Genomic DNA, 16680 nt, shown 5'->3' on the forward strand with positions numbered 1-16680 from the left:
TGCCTGCGGCAAATTTCTGAGTTGAACACGCCCTCTTTTGTATATAATTAAATATACGCATATAGCAAATTGCAGCATTGGAAGGAGGCCTGTGGCCTTATGAGCAGTTCCCCTATTACATTTCACGTTGTGCCGATGGACACCAGCCATGCTGAGGATATCTGTACCTGGGATTACAGGCCGCCCTATAACATTTACGGCTGGCTGCCCTGGGAGCAAATGCAGGCGCTCGGTATTGAATTCGGTGACCCGGTACTACGCAGTGAGCAATATGTATCCGTTGTAGACAAGACAGGCAGCCTCTGCGGCTTTGCGCAGCTGTTCCCGATGGAAGGCGTGGTCCGGCTCGGTATAGGCATGCGTCCCGAGCTGTGCGGACATGGTATGGGTCATTCTTTTATGAAAGTAATCGTGCAGGCTGCCCTCAGCAGATTCCCCGACCGTGAGATTGATCTGGAGGTGCTGACCTGGAATCAGCGTGCTATACGAACTTATCAGAAATGCGGCTTTACGATCACCGATACATATGAACGCCGCACTCCCACCGGGGATAAGCCCTTTTATTGCATGGTCTATAATCAATGACAGCGGACCTTCCGTTATGTAGTCTGCAAATGCGGATTTTGTTCATTTTTTTGACACAAACTCTATGATAACGCTTTACCATTCTGTATAATGAAGGAAGCAGCTTACATGGAGGGGACGGATGAAGATGCAGAAATGGATCATGAGCGGATTGTTTTTTGCCGCCTGCGCCTTTGCAGTAGTACTCTTGTTCACATTGCCCGGTAAAGAAGAGGTCGCGGAAGAGAATAAGCCTGTAATGCCTCAGGTAACCCTGGATGCCGCTGGTGCGGAAGCCGTGGTCAAAGCCAATTGTATTTCCTGCCACGGTGATCAGCTTCAGGGCGGTGCCGGCCCAAGCCTGCAGCATGAAGGAAATGAGCGGGACGCCGAGGGCATATACAGTATCGTCTCTAAGGGCCGCGGGCAAATGCCGTCCTTTAAGGATAAGCTGGCCCCGGAGGAGATTGCCAATATTGCCTTGTGGCTTGCAGAGAAAAAGTAAAAATTACCCGTATTCATTTAGAATGCCCGTATAAGGACTCCAACCGGTCCTCATACGGGCATTTTTGGCGTAGCCGTTATATTAAGACCGTGTCCTAACGTGTTTTGTCAAAGGCTTCATTGAATTCATTAGCCTGGCGGATGTCAAGGGCCGCAAGGCCGTTCTCTTCTTTTGCCGATAAGCGCAGGATGACGGTTTTGTAGTCAATGGTGATATGCGGATGATGGTCAAAGGCTTCCGATATGGCTGCTACCTCGTCCACAAAAGCAATACCCTTCATAAATTCACTAAACATGTACTTGCGCACCAGAGTCTCCTGCTCCAGCTTCCAGCCCTCCAGCTTACCTATCTGTTCATGCAGCTCTTCCACTGATAATTGCAATTTGCTTCCTCCCTTACTTAATTAGCAGTAAAGTCCGTATGCCTCAGTTCTTTACCTGTTCTCCATAAGCCTTAAACAAAACATCCCTCAGCTTCTGAAAGTCCAAGGGATGCGCCAGGATGAAGGCTTTTTTTCGGTTTAATGTATTCTGAATTCCCGGCAAATAGCACTCGTCGCATCAATTTTACCACGTGCGCAAGGAGGCGGGCAAACCGGCCTCCCTTGGCTGCAGCACTTTTAGACCAAAACGACCGAAGCCAGGTCCTGTTCGCCGAGCAGAATGTTGATCCGGTGCGTCTCCTTGTCGTAGATGACAACTCCGCTGCCCACGTGAATCACAGGCTCATTGCCAAGCCCGTAGAACAAATCCTCTGCGAGCGCTTCCCAGACCTCCAGCTTCGATTCCTGCGGCAGCTCCTGCCACTCGTCCGGCTCCATTTCAAAAAATACATAACTGTCTGAAATCCGGCTAACGGCCTCCGTCAGCTCGTTCAGGATCTCACTGTAATCTCTGCCATGCTTAACACCCACGTCTATCACTCCGTTTTCTCCACAGATGAATAATAACTTACCCTATCTATTATAGCCGAAAAAATGACTTCACAAAAAAGGGAATGCTGTCGATAAATAAGAATATACGATTTATAGCAGTACAGGGTGTCCCACCGCTGTTCAAGGATGATATATGCGGATATAACGGATCACTTCTTAATTCTCATGGACGAGGTGCATAATGGAATTATCAACAATACTCGGTTTAGTCTTTGGTCTGGTTGCAGTTCTCTGGGGCATGGTGCTCAAGCACGCTCCGCTCTCAAGCTTAAATAACCCCGCAGCTTATGTCATCATTTTTCTCGGTACAGCAGCGTCTGTATTTATGGCCTTCCCAATGTCTGATATTAAGAATATTCCTAAATTGTTCAAGCTGCTCTTCATTCAGCAAAAAATGGTGCAGAAATCAGAGCTGATCACCACTTTCATGGAATGGGCATCCATTACCCGCCGCGAAGGACTGCTCGCGCTGGAATCAAAGGTCGATGAGATTGAAGACGATTTTTTGAGAAACGGCATGCGGATGATCATCGACGGCAACGATCAGGAATTTGTCCGCGATGTATTAATGGAAGATATTCATGCTACGGAAGACAGACATAAAGCGGGTGCACTGATCTTTTCCCAGGCAGGGATGTATGCTCCTACACTCGGGGTGCTCGGGGCCGTTGTCGGTCTGATTGCCGCCCTTGCGGATATGAGTGACATGGATGTGCTTGCCCATGCGATTGCAGGCGCGTTTATTGCTACGCTGCTCGGTATCTTTACCGGTTATGTAATGTGGCATCCCATGTCCAACAAGCTTAAACGTATCTCCAAAAAGGAAATTCAGATCCGGCTGATGATGGTCGAGGGGCTGCTCTCCATCCAGTCAGGAGTTTCAACCATTGCAATTAACCAAAAGCTCTCTGTCTTCCTTACACCAACAGAACGTGCCAAGTTAAATAAGGAGGGCGGCGCTAGTGAGCAAAAAGACTAGGCATGAGGAACATGAGGAACATGCCGACGAATCCTGGCTGTTGCCTTATTCCGACTTGATGACTCTGCTGGTTGCTTTGTTCCTTGTTATGTATGCAATGAGTGCTACTGATGCCAAGAAGTTTGAAGAGATGAGTCAGGCATTCAGCTCCGCCCTGAACGGCGGAACAGGTATATTGGACCAGCGTTCAGCTACTCCTACCGAGTCCCAGCTGGATCAGGGTAAGAATGATAAGATGGACAATGTTGTCGCCCCGAACACCGGAGAGTCCGAGATTGCCAAGCTGCGTAAGCAGGAGCAGCAGGACCTTGAGAAGCTCAAGAAGCAGTTTGACCAGTATATTGAGAAGAACGGGCTTACTGACCTGCTGAGCACCAAGCTGAACCAGTCACAGCTAATGATTACAATCAGCGATAACGCCCTGTTCGCCTCAGGACAGGCTGTGGTTAAGGATGAATCCCGGCAGCTGGCCAAATCGATTTCCAGTATGCTGCAGCAATTCCCGGATTACAACGTGCTGGTTCAGGGACATACCGACAACATTCCGATTTCCAACAGTAACTATTCATCCAACTGGGACCTCAGCGTAGACCGTGCCCTGCATTTCATGAAAATCCTGCTGCTGAATCCGAATCTGGATCCGGTTAAGTTCAGCCCGATCGGTTACGGTGAATACCATCCGATAGCTGATAATGCAACTGCTGCCGGACGGGCCAAAAACCGCCGTGTAGAAGTCTCGATCCTGCGGAAGTACACAGATTCAGCTGAAACAACAAGCGTTACTCCGCCGACATAATAGACAGAGCTGCAAAAGAGCTGTTTTCCGGGATTACCCGTGAAAACAGCTCTTTCTTTGATTTACTGCTATTGCAGCTCATAACTGAGCATGGCTCCCAGCTCCTGCTTCTCCTGTGCACTCAACTCCCGCCATTGGCCCGTCTTCAGGGCACCCAGGTGAATATTCATAATCCGGATACGCCGCAGGCTTCTGACCTCATAACCAAAGGCACTGCACATCCTGCGGATCTGCCGGTTCTTGCCTTCGGTCAGGACAATGCGGAACTCCCGCTCCGATATCCGTGTTATTTCACAGGGAAGAGTCTTGCCGCCAAGAATTTTCACCCCGCTGGACATGCCTGTAAGGAAGGATGCAGTAATTGGCCTGTCTACAGTGACCACATACTCCTTCTCATGCTTGCCTTCAGCCCGCAGGATTCTATTAACAATATCGCCGTCGTTAGTCAGCAGAATTAAGCCTTCTGAATCCTTATCGAGCCTTCCGATTGGAAAAATCCGCTCCTGATGGCCGATAAAATCAACAATATTGCCCTGAATATGGGCTTCTGTAGTTGAGGTAATCCCCACCGGCTTATTTAAGGCGATATAAACCACCTGGCTGCCCGTTACAAGCGCCTTGCCATCAATCAGCACCTGATCTCCCTGAACAGCCTGGCTGCCTAATACAGCCGTCTGTCCGTTGATAGTAACTCTTCCGCTCTCTACCAGCTTGTCTGCTTCACGGCGTGAACAGTAGCCTGTCTCGCTGATGAACTTATTAATTCTCATTTCTGTCCTCACTCCGTTCTTTTTTCAATCCTTACATTAGGCCTGATTATATAATACTGGCAATATGATAGTAATCTCAGCCCCGCTGCCGTACTCGCTGCTGATTTCCATAGCGCCTTTGTGGGCATGGATGATCCGCTGGCTAACCATCAGCCCGAGCCCTGTTCCTGTCTCCTTGTTGGTGAAGAAGGGCTCTCCCAGCTTAGGCAGCATTTCTTCCGGAATTCCTTCGCCTTCGTCTGAGATTACAATGATAACAGAATTTCCTTCAATCCGCTGCGAAACGGTAATGGTACCGCCTTCGGGCATAGCCTCAATGGCATTTTTGACGATATTGATAAAGACCTGCTTCAGCTGATTCTCCTCACAATGCACTATTGCGGGCTTCCCGGACAGCTGTGATTCAAATTCGATTCCGAACAGATGCGCCTGGCTGTCCAGCAGGGAAATAACATCATTCAGGATATGCCTCACATCCTTCTCCTGAAAGTGCACCGCCTGCGGCTTGGCCAGAATCAGAAACTCACTCACAATCAGGTTAATCCGGTCAAGCTCAGACAGCATTAGCTCAATATGCAGAGGTACAAGAATGCCCTTCTCCTTCTGAAGCTGCAGGAATCCGCGAAGTGTGGTCAGCGGGTTACGGATCTCATGGGCTACTCCTGCCGCAAGCTGGCCTACCGTCGTCAATTTCTCCGAGCGTCTGAGCAGCTCTTCAATCCGGTTACGTTCGGTCATATCACGTGATACATGAACAAAGGCCTGGGGCTGGCCTTCCTCATCCCGAATCATGGAAGTGCTCACGCTGACCTCTACTACCGATCCGTCGCGCTTCAGCCTGAGCGTCTCCACCGGCGGCAGAACAGCTCCAGCCCTCAGCTCCTGCAGTCTTATATCCTCCTGCTTCTGTACGGTTGCCGGTACCAGATAAGGCGGCTTAATCCTCGCATCCGCAGCATTCCAGCCGTATAGCTTCTCAAAAGCCTTATTCGTACTGGTGATCCGCCCCTCCATATCAACTGTGTGGATTGCATCGGATGTCCCGTTAATGACCGACTCCAGGTGCTCCTTTACAGCCCGGTTCTCTTCAAGCGCCCGTCCAAGCTCATTGGTATGCTCATGCAGGTGAGCGGTCATTGCATTAATCCGGCTGGCCAACTGGCCCAGCTCATCCCCGCTTGCTACGCTTAGCGGGGATTCGTAATTCCCCTTGGCTACATCATTAACCTTGCGCAGAATGGCCTTAATCGGTCTCGTAACAATCCCGGACAGTACATAGCTGCAAATGAAAAAAATGATTAGCAGCAGCACTGAGGTTGTAATATTACTGACAAGCTCCTCTTTGATTACGGAGGAAATCACCGAATAATCCATAACTACGCTGATGACATAGTCATCGTTACCCGGCAGAGCAACCGGGATAAAGCTTTTTAGCACTCTTTTCCCCAGGGCTGAAGTATCGATTGTAACCGGAGCTTCCTTCCGTATCGCCGTCATCATAGCTGTTTTATCTTCATCAATGTTCCCGAAAATATAAGTTCCGAACCGGATGGGGCGGTTGCGCAGCTTATGATTGACGCTGTCTGTACCGTCCGGCTGCATAGACTCAGAGCCAAAGGTCTTCGGATTCATCCCCGTAATCTCCAGAAGTCCGGGATTGACCTCCTTGGAGCGCCGGACAATCTCCTCAGGCTCCATAATCCTCACATAATCACTAACCGCTGTGCTGCGGATATAAGGGTCTATAATATAGTTTCTTGACGGGTCACGGTAATATCCCCACTTCTCTATAAACTCAGGATTTGAGGTTGAGAATTCAAACGGCCCTGACCAGAAGTTCTCAAACGTCTGTCCCTGCTGAACCGATACCCTCTGTCCCGCAAACAGCTCAAGAAAAGCCACATACCAAAAACCCATGCCCTTGGTAGACAAGCCAAGCTCGGCAGGATCTGAGGATTTAGCCACTATGATGTCATCATCAGTCTGGACAAGAAGCGAGATGTTAGATACATCCAGCTTGTCCGACAGAAGCTTCAGCTGTGAGTTGCTTACATTATTAATATCCGGATCAAGCTCTCCTGCTGCCAGAATGGCCGCAAGGCGCAGGTTCTGGGCTATCTGCTGCTGGACATAATTCGAGCTGTAGTTGCTCTGCTCGACAGAAACAGCGATTTGCATGGCCGTGGTCTTCATATTATTTTTGCTCTCTGTAAGCAAGTTATTACGTGCCGCATATAGATTCAGCGTCAGATTAAGCCCCAGTATCAATAATACCGAACCAAAAATGATCGCTGACAATTTAGTTTTTATGGACAAGCTGTATATTCACCTCTTATCAGCTGGTAAAAAAATCAAGCAGGTGGTTCATAAATATCATACCTTCTGCCCCTCTATTTGAAAAGAGCCTTCAAGAGCCTCTTATCCCCGGGCAGACGTTGTATTTTGGAGGCAGTTTCTCTACAATAATGAGGGAAATAATGAACACTATCCACAGGCTATTCACATATAAACATTTTATTAAGCGTAGGTGTGTACAAAATTGTGTATAAGTAGCTTGTTATCCACAGAGTTATGCACAATTTGTTCAGAACGAATATTTGTTCGTTGTACAAGGATTGATATAGGAAAGGAAAGATGAGCTTGAATATTCACAGCAGCGAATTGCCGGAGAATGAACGGAGCCTTCATGAATTCTGGATGAAAGAGGCGATTGCAGAAGCGCATAAAGCGGAAAGCTTAGGCGAAGTGCCTATCGGTGCAGTCATTGTCCGCAACGGGGAGATTATCGGGCGCGGCTACAATCTGCGGGAAACGACACTGGACTCTACTGCGCATGCCGAAATGGTGGCAATCCGCCAGGCAAGCATTGCGCTTAACTCCTGGAGGCTGCTGGACTGCCAGCTCTATGTTACACTAGAGCCTTGTCCCATGTGTGCAGGGGCGATGGTCCAATCCCGGCTGCCGCTTACTGTATATGGAACCACAGACCCTAAAGCGGGCTGTGCAGGCACCCTTATGAACCTGCTTGAAGAACCGCGATTCAATCACAGGACTGAAATTATCCAGGGGGTGCTTCAGGAGGAATGCGCTGAGCTGCTCACCTCCTTTTTCCGCCAGCTGCGCCGGAAGCCGCCCAAGTCTTAACGGATTAACAGCTGTAGCGGTTGACTGCTTAAGCTTCTTGTCACACAATATTATTCATGCTAAAAAGGAGGTTTTCCCGCAATGGAGCTCACGCTCAACAATCATACTCAAGGTATTTATCTTTCTCTTTTGCAGCTGCAGGATGCCGATAAGCTGCTCCAGCTGCGCCTGCGTAACCAAGCACATCACCAGCCGTATGAGCCGCTTCGTGAAGCAGACTATTATACACTTGAAAGCCAGAAGCTGCTGTTAAGGCAGCGTCTGAGTGATGCCGAGCAGGACAGGGCTTACATGTTCGGCATCTTCCTGGCCGATGGGCAGCTGATTGGCCAAATCACCCTCTCCAATCTGGTGCGCGGAGTTGCGCAATATGCAGACCTGGGATATTTTATTGATTATGCCATTCAAGGCAGGGGACATATGACCGCTGCCGTAGGAATGGTTTTGGATTATGCTTTCCGTGCACTTGCCCTGCACAGGGTTCAGGCATCAATACTGCTACATAACGACGCTTCACGGCGGGTGCTGGAGAAAAGCGGATTTCAAGCGGAAGGTACCGCCCGCCGGTATCTTAAAATTAACGGGGAATGGCAGGATCACCGGACGTATGGTATTCTCGCGGATGATTCTCCGGCAGACAGGCCTGTGCTCTGAATTAACAAAAAGAAAAGACCTGCACAAGTGCATTTCAGCACCTTGCAGGTCTTTTCTGATAGATAAAAATTAGTACGTGCTCATTGCTCCAAATTGCTGCTGAAGCTCTTCCATTGTTATGACGTCCCCGTCCTGCGGGATACCGATCACGAAGGTTTGCTTCTCATTGATTTTGCTGTACTGGTTGCTTCCGGTCAGTGACAGGTTAATGTTCTGTCCTTGCTCCGGATTTTTAACCACAACATCCATGAGCAGGTTCTGATACTCAGGGAAGTCATCTCCGTTAAGGGCTGTATTCAGCTGGAAGTTGTTAACGGTCAGATAGGAATCCAGATCCGCTACACTCTTGTCGAACTCTGCCCGGGCTTCACCGGACTGCAGCTCCTGCTTGACCTCTGCCAGTTTGGTCTCGTCAATTTTCAGCAGCTCTTTGTACTCCTCTTTATTCAGAACATCAATAACCTTAGGAAGCGCATTGTTTACCAGGATGGTCAAGGCTTCCTTGACATTACTGTTCGTCACCTGGAACTGAACGACCTGCTTGGCATCTACCTCTTCCGGTATTCCTGCTTCTTCAGGCTTTACATTCTTGAAGTAGGTTTCCTCGTCATATTCGCCAAGCAATGTGCTCAGCACTTCATTGGAGAGATCCTGAACCTTTTTGGTATCTATGGTCGTGCCCGGTGTTACAGCAACTCCTTGCTGCGCAGCCAGCTCCTGCGGATCAAGCTCCAGGAACTTGCCTACGACCGTCTCCGGAAGCGGCAGGAACGGAATGGACGGGATTTTGACATACATCTTGTCACCGGTCAGTACCATTGGAATGTTGAAGGACATCGCCATGTCCCCCTTCAGATTCAGCACCATTGTTAGTTCAGTCTGCATCGGCTCGGACTGATGAACGGCATTGATGGAAATATCTGCGTTCTGCAGCATATTAAGTACCATACCCGTAGTATCATCATTGGCGCCCGCTGGTGCATCAATACTCAGCTTGTTTACGGTAAGTACACTCTTCATTTCATAAGAGTTCATCGTTAAAGCCTTGTTGGCAGACGACGATATTGCCTCTTTAGGTGATTCTTTACTTGCACATCCAGGTAGAATTACTGCAGCCGTTAGCAGCAATGCTGCAGCTGATAGCCCCCACTTTTTAATCATATTGATCTCCTCTCCCATGTAAAAATATTACTTCCCCATGTTAATGATAAACCAATTAGTAAATACGAGAAACATTACGTTTCACATATCGTCCCGGTTTCACTCTATCCCTGCGGGTTATTATGGTCCACATGATTGGCCTGTTTTACCTTTTTGGAGCCGGATAACGGCTTGGGTCCGGGTGAATGACGCTCGTTGCCGGACTGCTGATTATTATCCGCTCCAGGTACGGGCATACTTTTCGGCTTGCTCATTTTACATCTCCTCCTAAGGGTTGGTCAAATTCTGCAGTGCCTGGGCACATTCGTGAATCCGTCTGGTATATTGCTGCGCCAGCTGCGGGACAGCATCAGTACGCTCATCCGTATGCTGTCCGCCCTGCTCCACATCAATTAAATTTACGGCAACCTCCCGGCTGTCCACATAGGTACAGCGGAAGTCGAGAGAATAAGCCTGATGGCCGGCCGCATTGAAATGAATAAGCAGGCTGCCCGGATCCGCCGCATCCCCCTGCAGACTGAAGCTGTCCCCGTCTTTCATCAGCTCAGGCAAACGTTCCTGCCAGGCTGAAACAAGCGTGTTTTGGTCTAACTGCATGTCTCGGTTCATTGTTAGTATCATCCTCCTTCTCTATTACATTGCGGAGAAGTGCGGATTTTTATTCCTGCCGGCCGAATACAAAAAAACCGTTCTCCTGAGAGAACGGCTTCTATCTGCATATCAATGACTTTAAAGGAAATGGCGGAGAGGATGGGATTCGAACCCATGTGGGCTTGCACCCTAACGGTTTTCAAGACCGCCCCGTTATGACCGCTTCGGTACCTCTCCATAATGCATACAAATTTCACATGCATTAGGAATTATACCACATAACCTGATTAATATGCAAGTATTATTGAGAAACTTTTGGAGTGATTACTTTTACGTTCCGCATATACGGCTGAAGTACTTCCGGAATCAGCACACTGCCGTCCTCCTGCTGGTAATTCTCCAGGATAGCAGCCACAGTACGTCCTACAGCGAGTGCCGATCCATTCAGCGTATGAACAAACTCCGGCTTTGCTTTAGGCTCTTTGCGGAAACGGATGTTGGCCCGGCGGGCCTGGAAATCCTCTGTATTCGAGCAAGAAGAGATCTCACGGTACATGCCGCTCTCCGGCAGCCATACTTCCAGATCATACGTTTTAGCTGAAGTGAAGCCCATGTCCCCCGTACATAGTCCCAGTACACGGTATGGCAGCTCCAGCAGCTGCAGTACGCGCTCAGCGTCCGCTGTCATCTTCTCCAGCTCCTCATAGGAGGTATCCGGCGTAGTGAGCTTTACAAGCTCTACCTTGTTAAACTGATGCTGGCGGATAAGACCGCGGGTATCACGGCCTGCCGAACCTGCCTCAGAACGGAAACAGGAGCTATAAGCGACAAAATATTTCGGCAGATCTGCAGCTGTCAGAATCTCTTCGCGGTAATAGTTAGTGACCGGTACTTCAGCAGTCGGGATCAGATAGTATTCTGTATCACGCAGCTTGAACAGATCTTCCTCAAACTTCGGCAGCTGGCCTGTACCAAACAGGCTGTCTTTGTTAACGATTTGAGGCGGCAGCATCTCTTCATAGTTATGCTCGCCGCTATGCAGATCCATCATAAAGTTAATCAATGCACGTTCCAGGCGTGCTCCAAGGCCTTTATAGAATACGAATCTGGAGCCGGTAACCTTGGCCGCAGCTTCAAAATCCAGGATATCCAGCTGCTGCGCAAGCTCCCAATGGGATTTCGGCGTGAATCCGAACTCACGCGGCTGAGCCCAGCGGCGGACCTCGACATTTTCCTCTTCAGATTTGCCTACAGGCACTGAAGCATGAGGAATATTAGGGATGCTCATCGTCAGTTCATCAATCTGTACTTCTAGCTCACGTACTTCATCATCCAGCTCTTTAATCCGGTCAGATACAGTACGCATCTCTGCAATCAGATCATCAGCCGGCTCACCATTCTTTTTCTTCTTGGCTACATCGCCGGAAACAACATTGCGGCGGTTCTTAAGGCCCTCTGTTTCCTGCAGCAGTTCACGCCGGCGCAGGTCAAGCTGCGGGAATCCGGCAATCAGGTCAAGCGATTTACCTCGGTTGTTAAGCGCTTCTTCTACTTTAGCGTAGTCATTGCGCAATACTTTTACATCTAGCACAAAGTTTCCCTCCTGAAAACAGCCTAAACCCTTTCAAATTGCTGTTTACAGCATTGAAAGAGTCAGATTGTTCTTATATGCAGTTCTATTGTTTGGCTGCAGCCCTTGCCTCTACCATATCGGCAAAATATTGATGCAGCCGGTAATCATCTGTCAGTTCCGGATGAAAAGAGGATACCAGCAGGTTGTCCTGGCGTGCTGTGACAATCTCGTTATTATAGACTGTCAGCACATCAACACCAGGACCTACTTCACTAATCAGCGGAGCGCGAATAAAGACGGCGCGGACGGGCTCGTTAATTCCTTTTACATCCAGGTCACATTCAAAGCTTTCCCGCTGACGGCCAAAGGCATTCCGGGCCACGGTAATATCCATCAGCTCCAGATGAGCGGCTTCATCTCCGGCAATTCTCTTTGCCAGTACAATCATCCCGGCACATGTACCAAAGATAGGCTTACCCTGGTTAGAAAAGTTGCGTATTGCTTCAATAAAACCGTACTTGCGCATCAGCTTGCCAATGGTTGTACTCTCACCGCCGGGGATAATCAGGCCCTGAATTTCCTCAAGCTGCTCCACGCGCTTAACAGGCAGCCCCTGTGCACCAGTCTTCTCTATGCTGATAATATGCTCAGTAACAGCGCCTTGCAGCGCCAGCACTCCTATGTTCATCCGGACAACCTTCTCTCTATTAACGACCGCGTTCTGACATGCGCTCAGCCGGGGTCAGAGTGGCAATATCAATGCCCTTCATTGGAGTACCCAGGTTCTTGGATACCTCAGCAATCAGCTTGTAATCTGTGAAGTGAGTGGTTGCTTCAACGATTGCACGGGCAAATTTCTCAGGGTTGTCCGATTTAAAAATACCGGAACCGACAAATACGCCGTCTGCACCCAGATGCATCATCAGTGCAGCATCTGCCGGTGTGGCAACTCCGCCTGCGGCAAAGTTAACCACCGGGAGCTTACCAAGCTCATGAACCTCGAGCAGCAGCTCATAAGGTACACCAAGGGTCTTGGCTTCGTTGTACAGCTCGTCCTTAGACAGGCCGGTGACTTTGCGGATCTGGCTGTTAATAAAGCGCATATGCCGCACAGCTTCGACGATGTTGCCAGTTCCCGGCTCACCCTTGGTACGGATCATGGAAGCTCCTTCATTAATACGGCGCAACGCCTCTCCGAGGTCTTTGGCTCCGCATACAAAGGGAACAGTGAACTCGCGCTTGTCGATATGGAATACCTCATCAGCAGGGGTAAGCACTTCGCTCTCATCAAGGTAGTCCACACCGAGTGATTCAAGCACCTTAGCCTCAACATAATGACCGATACGTGCCTTTGCCATCACAGGGATGCTAACAACCTTGAGTACTTCTTCCACAATGGTTGGGTCAGCCATCCGGGCTACACCGCCTGCTGCGCGGATATCAGAAGGAACACGTTCCAGCGCCATTACAGCTACTGCACCTGCAGCTTCGGCAATTTTCGCCTGCTCAGCATTCATGACGTCCATAATGACGCCGCCCTTTTGCATTTCTGCCATACCTCTTTTGACCCGCGATGTTCCTGTTTCCATGTCCCCAGCCCCCCGATTATCTAACTGTATCTAGTTAATTTTAGAACAGATCCTTAATCCCTGTAAACAGATCACCGAAAAAATCACCAATTGCTCTCATCAGCAGCTTGAACCAGCCGGCCTTCTCTGCTTCCTCTGCTGTAATCAGATTAACTGTTTTTTGCTGCACACTTTCCATGCCTTCAATTTTATAGGTATAGGTTACTTTACCAACAGCAGTAGCATTGGCAATAGGAGCAACGAGTGTGGAGGCATCATTAACAGCAACCGCCGTTTCCACTGCCGGGTTCACTGTTCCTTTTGGCACCATGAAGGTTACACCCGCATCTGTGACTACCGGTACGCTTTCGCTTTTCCCCTTTTGCACAGGCACGGTTTCATTCCCGGCGATAACAGATTTTGCAGCTACAACCTGCTTGATTTCAAAATTATTAAAGCCAAAGTCAAGCACCTTCTTTGTCTCTGTGAAACGGTGCGCCTCAGAGTCTGCCCCCATTACCACACTGATCAGGCGCATGCCATCGCGTACAGCCGTACCGGTGAAGCAGTTACCTGCATTGGTAGTATGTCCTGTCTTTAGTCCGTCAAGGCCCGGATAGGCATATGCCTTAAAGTTCGCAATATCCTTATTGGCTTCGAGCATCCAGTTGTAGTTAATCATCGGCTTGGCATCACGCTCACGGAACTTATAGGATTGAATCGTTGTAAATTCATTAAAATCAGGATGTTCCGTTACAATAAATTTAGCAAGAATAGCCGCATCCATTGCAGACATCACTGTTTCCCGGTCTATTTCCGGCCGGTACTTGGCAGGCATATCAGCCCGGTCCAGACCGGTGGAATTAATGAAATAGGCTGTCTTCATCCCCATCTTCTGGGCAGTCTCGTTCATCAATGCCACGAATTGCTGCTCCGAGCCGGACACCAGCTCTGCCAGAGCAACTGTAGCATCATTAGCGGAACCTACTGCCATTGCTATGTAAAGCTCTTTAACCGTATGTTGGTCCCCCTGCGCCAAGAAAATTCTTGAGCCGATCTGCTTAGCCGCATTCTCCTGAACCGTTACGACCTGGTCCCAGGAAATTTGGCCATTATTAACGGCTTCGGTAACAAGATATTCTGTCATCATCTTGGTCATACTCGCCGGAGGCATAGCCTGATCTGCATTGAGTGAGAGCAGGACTTCACCTGTAGTAGGCTCAATCAACACAGCAGATTTGACGTTCAGTCCAAGTGATTCTACGGTTGGAATCTTTACAGCTGCCGTATTTGCTGCGGGAGTACTTGTTGCTGCCGTGCCTGATTCGGTGGTTACCGGAGTCTGTACCTCGGATGCAAAAACTGCGGAACTTACTGGAGAAGCTAACATATTTAAAAGCAGACCTACTGTCGCTGTCTTGATCACAAATTGCTTGCTGCTGAATTTACGCTTGTGCTTCAAAATTACTACTCTCCTTTAATCCTCATATCCATTGCTTGTTCTATTCTAACACAGGGGTATCTGCAAAAAAAGACAGACAGTGCGAATTTCGCCCTGCCTGCCCGTATTTTAGCAAATTAGCCCGATTATAAGGAATAGTTAGGTGCTTCCTTAGTAATCTGCACATCATGGGGATGACTTTCGCGCAGCCCAGCTCCGGTAATCCGGATAAAGCTGGTATCATTACGCAGTTCAGTCAAATTCTTGGTTCCGCAATACCCCATGCCTGAACGGAGTCCGCCAATCAGCTGGTGAACCGTATCGGAAAGAGGCCCTTTGAATGCGACTCTTCCTTCAATGCCTTCCGGAACAAGCTTCTTATCATCATCCTGGAAGTAGCGGTCCTTACTGCCCTGCTTCATAGCACTCATACTGCCCATACCGCGGTATACTTTGAACTTACGTCCCTGGTACAGCTCCGATTCTCCCGGGCTTTCTTCCGTTCCCGCGAACAGGCTTCCCATCATAACGGCAGAGGCTCCGGCAGCAATCGCCTTTGTAATCTCGCCAGAATACTTGATCCCGCCGTCTGCAATAATAGGCACTCCATATTCGCGTGCGACTGTTGCACAGTCATAGATTGCTGTAATTTGCGGTACACCAATACCGGCAATAACGCGGGTTGTACAGATGGAGCCTGGCCCGATACCTACTTTAACAATAGAAGCGCCTGCTTCAATCAGATCACGGGTTGCTTCACCAGTTGCCACATTGCCGGCTACGATGGTTAGATCCGGGTACTGTCCACGCAGTTTGCGTACTGCTTCAATAATATTAATGTGGTGTCCGTGTGCGGAATCCACGACCAATAGATCAACACCAGCTTCAACTAATGCCTGGGCGCGTTCTGCTGCATCCTTAGATATACCGATAGCCGCACCTACAAGAAGACGGCCCTGCGCATCTTTGGCTCCGTTAGGGAACTGGATGGCCTTCTCAATGTCTTTAATTGTAATGAGGCCTTTGAGGATATTGTTATCATCGACCAGCGGCAGCTTCTCGATCTTATGGCGCTGCAGCATAACCTCTGCTTCCTGAAGGGTAGTGCCTACAGGGGCTGTTACCAGATTATCACGAGTCATATAATCGCTAATTGGAGCGCTGTAATCATGAATAAAGCGCATATCACGGTTAGTGATAATACCGACCAGCTTGTTATTATCATCAACAACCGGTACGCCTGAGATACGGTATTTGCCCATTAGAAGTTCCGCATCGGATACGAGATGATCCGGTGTGAGAGAAAAAGGATTGGTGATTACGCCGCTTTCAGAACGCTTAACCCGGTCTACTTCACCAGCCTGCTGCTCTACAGACATATTCTTGTGAATGATGCCGACCCCGCCTTCACGGGCAATTGCAATGGCCATTGCAGCTTCTGTAACAGTATCCATTCCGGCACTGATAACTGGAATATTGAGCTTAACGTTATTACTCAAAACCGTGGACAAATCGACTTCCTTCGGCAGTACCTCGGATTTACGCGGTACCAGCAGCACATCATCAAACGTCAGTCCTTCTTTGCCAAACTTATCTTCCCACACCTGGGTCATTCCTCCTCAAATTGTCATTCTAGACGTCCGCAAACTTTATAAATGAAGAAACTTCGGTAGTGACAGAGTCCATATCCGAAAGACACCGGCGTAAGTATCGAAGCTGCATTAATATATCTCTTCAATTAAGGTTTGAGATGCTTGTCCAAAAATATATTATTGCCATCTTAGCAAAGGGTTTTTGGACTGTCAAGAATATTACATCATCATAGAAGGTATTCCAAAAAAGCCCGCTGCGTAAGCGAATTCTTGGACGAACGTCCATATCGAGTGGACACCCATTAATAAAATCACTCGTATCGTTGCGATCAGCTCACCTTAGAAAACAACAAAAAAGCCATTGTTGATTACTCAACAATGACTTCATGTGCTTGGCAGCGTCCTACT

At 48.8% G+C, this 16680-nt stretch carries 18 protein-coding genes and 1 tRNA gene; 6 read left to right on the top strand and 13 right to left on the bottom strand.

The window, feature by feature from the left end:
• Positions 1 to 99: 99 nt before the first annotated feature.
• Entirely contained in the window at positions 100 to 585 is a 486-nt protein-coding gene (locus BN3772_RS21330) for a GNAT family N-acetyltransferase (RefSeq protein ID WP_042202083.1), read from the top strand.
• Positions 586 to 712: 127 nt separating this feature from the next.
• Entirely contained in the window at positions 713 to 1069 is a 357-nt protein-coding gene (locus tag BN3772_RS21335) for a c-type cytochrome (protein WP_042202114.1), read from the top strand.
• Positions 1070 to 1163: 94 nt separating this feature from the next.
• Here BN3772_RS21335 and BN3772_RS21340 read toward each other — a convergent pair whose 3' ends face one another.
• Positions 1164 to 1451 carry a 4a-hydroxytetrahydrobiopterin dehydratase gene (locus BN3772_RS21340; RefSeq protein WP_042202085.1) on the bottom strand — a complete coding sequence of 96 codons (288 nt, stop codon included), beginning with the start codon at positions 1449 to 1451 and terminating at the stop codon, positions 1164 to 1166.
• Between the two features lie 237 nt (positions 1452 to 1688).
• A complete protein-coding gene (locus tag BN3772_RS21345; RefSeq protein ID WP_039868947.1) occupies positions 1689 to 1982 on the bottom strand; it encodes a hypothetical protein in 294 nt (97 codons plus the stop codon).
• A gap of 202 nt (positions 1983 to 2184) precedes the next feature.
• Between BN3772_RS21345 and motA the strand changes: the two genes are divergently transcribed.
• On the top strand, positions 2185 to 2982 hold the full coding sequence (gene motA, locus BN3772_RS21350) for a flagellar motor stator protein MotA (protein WP_042202086.1): 798 nt from the start codon (positions 2185 to 2187) through the stop codon (positions 2980 to 2982).
• Complete coding sequence (gene motB / locus BN3772_RS21355; RefSeq protein ID WP_042202088.1) at positions 2966 to 3778, top strand: flagellar motor protein MotB; 813 nt, start codon at positions 2966 to 2968, stop codon at positions 3776 to 3778. Before motA ends, motB begins: the two co-directional genes overlap by 17 nt.
• A 68-nt stretch (positions 3779 to 3846) precedes the next feature.
• Here the strand turns inward: motB and BN3772_RS21360 are convergent, their stop codons facing one another.
• Positions 3847 to 4548, bottom strand: a complete 702-nt coding sequence (locus BN3772_RS21360; RefSeq protein ID WP_042202089.1) for a pseudouridine synthase — start codon at positions 4546 to 4548, stop codon at positions 3847 to 3849.
• 36 nt (positions 4549 to 4584) lie between these two features.
• Positions 4585 to 6864, bottom strand: coding sequence for an ATP-binding protein (locus tag BN3772_RS21365; protein ID WP_042202092.1), 2280 nt, complete (start codon positions 6862 to 6864; stop codon positions 4585 to 4587).
• A 318-nt stretch (positions 6865 to 7182) separates the two neighbouring features.
• On the opposite strand from BN3772_RS21365, the gene tadA reads away from it, so the two are divergent.
• Together tadA and BN3772_RS21375 are read left to right on the top strand one after the other, a co-directional pair.
• Complete coding sequence (gene tadA / locus BN3772_RS21370) at positions 7183 to 7692, top strand: tRNA adenosine(34) deaminase TadA (RefSeq protein WP_042202093.1); 510 nt, start codon at positions 7183 to 7185, stop codon at positions 7690 to 7692.
• An 81-nt stretch (positions 7693 to 7773) separates the two neighbouring features.
• A complete protein-coding gene (locus BN3772_RS21375) occupies positions 7774 to 8346 on the top strand; it encodes a GNAT family N-acetyltransferase (protein ID WP_042202095.1) in 573 nt (190 codons plus the stop codon).
• A 69-nt stretch (positions 8347 to 8415) separates the two neighbouring features.
• On the opposite strand, the gene BN3772_RS21380 is transcribed toward BN3772_RS21375, so the two are convergent.
• From BN3772_RS21380 to guaB, 9 genes are all read right to left on the bottom strand, one after another.
• Positions 8416 to 9507 (bottom strand): hypothetical protein, encoded by a 1092-nt coding sequence (locus tag BN3772_RS21380; protein WP_042202116.1) that lies wholly within the window; start codon positions 9505 to 9507, stop codon positions 8416 to 8418.
• A 104-nt stretch (positions 9508 to 9611) separates the two neighbouring features.
• On the bottom strand, positions 9612 to 9761 hold the full coding sequence (locus BN3772_RS21385; protein WP_042202097.1) for a small acid-soluble spore protein P: 150 nt from the start codon (positions 9759 to 9761) through the stop codon (positions 9612 to 9614).
• Positions 9762 to 9774: 13 nt separating this feature from the next.
• The gene (locus BN3772_RS21390) at positions 9775 to 10116 is read right to left on the bottom strand and encodes a hypothetical protein (protein ID WP_042202099.1); all 342 of its coding nucleotides are present in this window, start codon (positions 10114 to 10116) and stop codon (positions 9775 to 9777) included.
• Between the two features lie 130 nt (positions 10117 to 10246).
• Positions 10247 to 10335, bottom strand: a tRNA-Ser gene (locus BN3772_RS21395).
• A 64-nt stretch (positions 10336 to 10399) separates the two neighbouring features.
• Positions 10400 to 11689 carry a serine--tRNA ligase gene (gene serS / locus BN3772_RS21400; RefSeq protein WP_042202100.1) on the bottom strand — a complete coding sequence of 430 codons (1290 nt, stop codon included), beginning with the start codon at positions 11687 to 11689 and terminating at the stop codon, positions 10400 to 10402.
• Between the two features lie 85 nt (positions 11690 to 11774).
• Entirely contained in the window at positions 11775 to 12359 is a 585-nt protein-coding gene (gene pdxT / locus BN3772_RS21405) for a pyridoxal 5'-phosphate synthase glutaminase subunit PdxT (protein WP_042202102.1), read from the bottom strand.
• Positions 12360 to 12378: 19 nt separating this feature from the next.
• Complete coding sequence (pdxS, locus tag BN3772_RS21410) at positions 12379 to 13260, bottom strand: pyridoxal 5'-phosphate synthase lyase subunit PdxS (RefSeq protein WP_042171909.1); 882 nt, start codon at positions 13258 to 13260, stop codon at positions 12379 to 12381.
• Positions 13261 to 13300: 40 nt separating this feature from the next.
• A complete protein-coding gene (locus BN3772_RS21415) occupies positions 13301 to 14704 on the bottom strand; it encodes a D-alanyl-D-alanine carboxypeptidase family protein (RefSeq protein WP_042202103.1) in 1404 nt (467 codons plus the stop codon).
• A 122-nt stretch (positions 14705 to 14826) separates the two neighbouring features.
• Positions 14827 to 16284, bottom strand: a complete 1458-nt coding sequence (gene guaB, locus BN3772_RS21420; protein WP_042202105.1) for an IMP dehydrogenase — start codon at positions 16282 to 16284, stop codon at positions 14827 to 14829.
• Positions 16285 to 16680 lie beyond the last annotated feature (396 nt).

Origin of the sequence: Paenibacillus camerounensis (assembly GCF_000723885.1) — a bacterium.
Classification (GTDB): Bacteria; Bacillota; Bacilli; order Paenibacillales; family Paenibacillaceae; genus Paenibacillus_AQ; species Paenibacillus_AQ camerounensis.

What these genes read in the sequence shown, in the direction of transcription:
- pdxS (WP_042171909.1), bottom strand. Translation starts at nt 13,260, where the DNA reads ATGGAAACAGGAACATCGCGGGTCAAAAGAGGTATGGCAGAAATGCAA.
- BN3772_RS21375 (WP_042202095.1), top strand. Translation starts at nt 7,774, where the DNA reads ATGGAGCTCACGCTCAACAATCATACTCAAGGTATTTATCTTTCTCTT.
- BN3772_RS21335 (WP_042202114.1), top strand. Translation starts at nt 713, where the DNA reads ATGCAGAAATGGATCATGAGCGGATTGTTTTTTGCCGCCTGCGCCTTT.
- BN3772_RS21330 (WP_042202083.1), top strand. Translation starts at nt 100, where the DNA reads ATGAGCAGTTCCCCTATTACATTTCACGTTGTGCCGATGGACACCAGC.
- BN3772_RS21360 (WP_042202089.1), bottom strand. Translation starts at nt 4,548, where the DNA reads ATGAGAATTAATAAGTTCATCAGCGAGACAGGCTACTGTTCACGCCGT.
- tadA (WP_042202093.1), top strand. Translation starts at nt 7,183, where the DNA reads ATGAGCTTGAATATTCACAGCAGCGAATTGCCGGAGAATGAACGGAGC.
- pdxT (WP_042202102.1), bottom strand. Translation starts at nt 12,359, where the DNA reads ATGAACATAGGAGTGCTGGCGCTGCAAGGCGCTGTTACTGAGCATATT.
- motA (WP_042202086.1), top strand. Translation starts at nt 2,185, where the DNA reads ATGGAATTATCAACAATACTCGGTTTAGTCTTTGGTCTGGTTGCAGTT.
- BN3772_RS21385 (WP_042202097.1), bottom strand. Translation starts at nt 9,761, where the DNA reads ATGAGCAAGCCGAAAAGTATGCCCGTACCTGGAGCGGATAATAATCAG.
- BN3772_RS21380 (WP_042202116.1), bottom strand. Translation starts at nt 9,507, where the DNA reads ATGATTAAAAAGTGGGGGCTATCAGCTGCAGCATTGCTGCTAACGGCT.
- BN3772_RS21390 (WP_042202099.1), bottom strand. Translation starts at nt 10,116, where the DNA reads ATGAACCGAGACATGCAGTTAGACCAAAACACGCTTGTTTCAGCCTGG.